This is a genomic window from Streptomyces sp. FH025 (assembly GCF_017427025.1).
Lineage (GTDB): Bacteria > Actinomycetota > Actinomycetes > Streptomycetales > Streptomycetaceae > Kitasatospora.
Genome location: NZ_JAFLNG010000789.1, coordinates 1 through 3,211, shown reverse-complemented (window position 1 = coordinate 3,211; position 3,211 = coordinate 1). Strand labels below are relative to the sequence as shown.

The window sequence follows — 3,211 nt, the reverse complement described above, 5'->3', positions numbered from 1 at the left end:
GCGCCAGCCGGGGCCCGTCCGCCGCGCCGACCGCCACGTCGATCACCTGGCTGCCGTCGGTGTCCACCCGGCCGACCGTGATGACCGTCGCGGCCAGCGAGTCGGCCCGGCCGTTGTCCGGGGTGTTGACCACGACGATCTGCTGCCCGGGCTGGAGCCGGCTGGCGGGCAGCTGGCTGCGCTTGGCCGACACCCCGGCCACGATCTGCCCGGGCTGCACCGACAGGCCCTGGGCCAGGTCGGAACCGGTGAGCATCGCACCGCGCTTCAGGTCGGTGGCGGCCCGCATGCCGACCGCCTTGGCCTTGTCCTGGGCCGACACCGGCCGCAGCGCCGGGTCGCCCGCGATCCGGGCCACCACCAGGTCGTCCTCGGTGATCACCTGCCCCCAGGGCACGTCGCGGGCCAGCGCCAGCACCGCGACCCGCTGGCCGGTGCTGTTGTAGAGGACGGCTCCGCCGAGGCCGCCGGCGGCGATCAGCGCGACCGCCATCGCCAGCATCGCCGGACGCCGCCGCCTGGCGCGCATCGTCCGGCCGGGCGCGTGCGGTGCGGCCCGCCCCCGGCCGCCCCGGCCCTGGCTCCGGTCCTGCTGATCCGGTACCGCCACGGACACCGCGGCGCCTGCGGCCGTGCCGGATCCCGGCGTCGCGAATGTACGGTTGTCCACCGGGTTCCGCCCTTCCCTCGTTCGCTTCCGGATCGTCAGTCGGCTCGTCAGTCGGTTCGTCGGTTAGTAGTCGGTCAGTCGTCGGTCGGCTCGTCAGTCGTTTCGTCGGTCAGTCGTCGGTCGGCCCGCTCGTGGCCCGGTCGCCGTCGTGGCGAGGTCAGTTGAGGACCTGCATCTCGGCGACCCTGAGCGCGAGATCGGCGCCGCGCGGCATGTCGAGGTCGAAGGTCTTCGCGTTCGGTCCGGTGATCACCACGTGCGCCTGCCAGTTCGCCGTGACCGTGCCGCTGAAGACTCCGCCCTTCTTCGTCCCCGAGCCGACCGGGAACTCGTAGCCGCAGTCCGGGGACTTGGCGCCGCCGTACTTGGGGTCGTACGGCGTCCCGGCGGTGGCGCAGTCCACGCTCATGCCGTCGCCGAAGTCCCAGGTCATGCCCTTGAGTCGCGCGGTGACGGTGACGGACGCGCCCGGGACGGACAGCGAACTCGGCGCGGGCGCCACCATGCCCTCCGCCCACAGCCAGACCGGCGCCTTCACCACGGCGGTGTCCTTGGGCGCGAAGCTCGCCACCGGGGTCGGGAAGGCCATCCGGCCGGCGAGCAGCTTCCCCTGGACGGTCAGGTCGATCACCGGGGTCGAGCCCGCCGCGTTGCTCACGAACACGGTGCTCAGACCGTCCTGCCCGCCACCGGTCTGCGGGCACATCTTCGAGTAGACGGCGCCCTCCGACGGCTTGTGCCCCTCCCAGGCCGCGTCGCCCTCGGGGGGTTGCGGGCTCAACGGGCGGAAGTAGCAGCCGACGTCGCTGTTGAAGTAGCCGAGTTCCGGGTCGTAGCAGGCCCACTCGGTGCCGTGGTAGCTGCACACCTGCGGCCCGCCGTCGTCACCGCCGCCACCGCCCTGGGAGGGGCGGGGAACGGGGGTCTTCCCGCCGGTTCCGGCGTGCGTGCAGATCACGCTCGGAGCACATTGTTCGGCACCGGCGTCCGGTGGTTCGTCCGCCGTCGCCGTAACCGCCGAGGACAGCAACAACCCGGCGGACAACGATGCGACGAACGCGAAACGCCGGGCCGGTTTCCGCGAGTTCAGCATGTCCGGTCCACCTCCCGCTTGAAGTCGTAGATCAGCCAATGCGCTTGGAACCAGCGCAGGGACGCGGTCGCGACATAGCGGTTCAGTCGGTCGGCCGGTTCCTTTGCGGCCCGGGTGACGGCATCGACGCGGCGCCAGGCCGTCAGGTCGACGCAGTCCTCGATCACGGCGGTCTGCGGATCGGCTTTCAGGTCAATGGACTTGACCACGGCCGAATTCCGCGGCGTTCCGGTCATCACCAGTTTGGCGTCGTGAAGTCGGCGCAGGCCCACCAGGGCGTCGGACAGCGCCCGCCCGGAGGAGTACGCCTCCAGCGCCGACCCGTCCGAATCCGTACGCCCGAAGGCCTCGGCCTGGGCCTGCCACCAGTCCTGATACGTCTTCACGGCCAGCCGACCCTTGGCCCCTTCAGGGCCTTCGGTCGGCGCGATCGTGGCGTTTACCGAACCACTCGAAGGAGTTAACGGGTTCACTCCCGCAACCGTGGGCGCGGCCGACCCGAGACGATCGACGGAACCGCCGGCCCCACCGCTCGCGCAAGCACCGAGCAGCAACACCAGAACCGCCCCGCCAACCCCAACCGCCCCAGGGCGCAACACATTTCCGCGCTGCCGCATCGCCCCACCTCGTCGCGACCGAGCCGATCCGTGATCCACGGCCGCCAGGAGAATTCCGCCGTCCCGCCGGTGTTTCCGCTGGGGATCGATTCTTCGCCAACCCACCCCATCACGGCAACACCTCAGGCCACCTGACCTTACGCGGAAGGCGGTTCCGTCGGGGCACTTTCCCGCCACAGAACGGCCAACAGTTCTTCGGAAAGCGACAATCCGGCCAATGCGCCCCGAATCGCGGCCCGATTGCGCATCAACAGCCGGCCGCCGTGCGGAGGAAGGAGCCGGCGCGCGCCCGGCGCTCCCGGACCGCCGGACGCCGCGTCGGCCGGACCGCCCCCGTCGAGCAGTCCGGCGACGGCGGGTTGGAGGTCCAGCGGGGCGACCGCCGCGGGGGCACCCGGAACGCCGTGACGCAGCACGGTGGTGAGGGCCTGGCTGAACGATCCCTCACCCCCCGGCCGTACGGCGTCCCGGCCGCGTCTGCCCGGGGTGTAGCGGCCGACCCGGCCCCACAGCGGGACCCGGGAGTAGCTGAGCAGTTCGCCCGCGGTGTCCTCGCCGTCGTGCTCCAGCGCCGCCCAGGTGTCCCGGTCGGCCACCGCGTCGACCAGCAGCAGCGCCTCCTCGTGGTCGCCGTGCACCATCGCGCTGACCACCCAGTCCCAGGCCAGGCCGCGCCGGTAGGCGTTGGCGGGGGTGCTGCCGCCGGTGACCAGGGCGAGCCGGCGCCCGCGCGGGTCGGCCACCAGCTGGCCGACCAGACAGACCACCAGCCAGCGGCCTGGGTGCTGGGCCGCCTCCCGGACGGCGGTGAGCAGCGCGTTGGCGTCCGCG

At 72.3% G+C, this 3,211-nt stretch carries 3 protein-coding genes and 1 pseudogene; all 4 read right to left on the bottom strand.

The window, feature by feature from the left end:
- Positions 1-610: SAF domain-containing protein (locus tag J0670_RS33875; RefSeq protein WP_207816154.1), on the bottom strand; the 610-nt coding region annotated here is incomplete at its 3' end.
- Between the two features lie 217 nt (positions 611-827).
- The gene (locus tag J0670_RS33870; RefSeq protein ID WP_207816152.1) at positions 828-1,628 is read right to left on the bottom strand and encodes a hypothetical protein; all 801 of its coding nucleotides are present in this window, start codon (positions 1,626-1,628) and stop codon (positions 828-830) included.
- A gap of 128 nt (positions 1,629-1,756) precedes the next feature.
- Positions 1,757-2,320, bottom strand: coding sequence for a hypothetical protein (locus J0670_RS33865; protein WP_207816150.1), 564 nt, complete (start codon positions 2,318-2,320; stop codon positions 1,757-1,759).
- Positions 2,321-2,517: 197 nt separating this feature from the next.
- Positions 2,518-3,211: pseudogene (locus J0670_RS33860) on the bottom strand (hypothetical protein); the annotation flags it as partial.